Genomic DNA, 918 nt, shown 5'->3' with positions numbered 1-918 from the left:
ACGTCGTTGTCGACGTCGACGTCGACGGGCTTGTCGTCGGCGAACAGTTCGATCACATCGCTGTCCACTTCGACGTCGACCGGAATTTCATCGCTGTCGACGGGCTTGTCCACGACGAACAGCACTGTTACGTCGCTATCGACGTCGACATCGACGGGCCTGTCGTCGGCGAATAGTTCGATCACGTCGTTGTCGACATCGACGTCGACGGGTCTGTCGTCGGCGAACAGTTCGATCACGTCGCTGTCCACTTCGACGTCAACCGGCATTTCGTCGCTGTCGACGGGTTTGTCCACGACGAATAGCACGGTTACGTCGTTGTCGACTTCAACGTCGACGGGCTTGTCGTCGGCGAATAGTTCGATTACGTCGTTGTCCACTTCGACGTCAACCGGCATTTCATCGCTGTCGACGGGCTTGTCCACGACGAACAGCACGGTCACGTCGTTGTCGACGTCGACGTCGACGGGCTTGTCGTCGGCGAACAGTTCGATCACATCGCTGTCCACTTCGACGTCGACCGGCATTTCATCGCTGTCGACGGGCTTGTCCACGACGAACAGCACTGTTACGTCGCTGTCGACTTCGACATCGACGGGCCTGTCGTCGGCGAATAGTTCGATCACGTCGTTGTCGACATCGACGTCGACGGGTCTGTCGTCGGCGAACAGTTCGATCACGTCGCTGTCCACTTCGACGTCAACCGGCATTTCGTCGCTGTCGACGGGTTTGTCCACGACGAATAGCACGGTTACGTCGTTGTCGACTTCGACCTCGACGGGCTTGTCGTCGGCGAATAGTTCGATTACGTCGTTGTCCACTTCGACGTCAACCGGTATCTCGTCGTTGTCGACGGGCTTGTCGACGACGAACAGCACGGTCACGTCGTTGTCGACTTCAACGTCGACGGGCTTGTCG

Annotated in this window: 1 protein-coding gene; it reads right to left on the bottom strand. The window is 58.1% G+C overall.

Features of this window, described 5'->3' with window-relative positions; translation table 11 throughout:
- Positions 1-918, bottom strand: a 918-nt coding sequence (locus AC1RQF_RS33365; RefSeq protein ID WP_492874397.1) for a hypothetical protein, incomplete at both ends; no start/stop codon positions are given.

The organism is Burkholderia sp. GW821-FHT14F03 (genome assembly GCF_058803765.1).
Note: the sequence above shows the minus strand (reverse complement) of the source record. Positions and strands in the feature narration are given on the sequence as shown.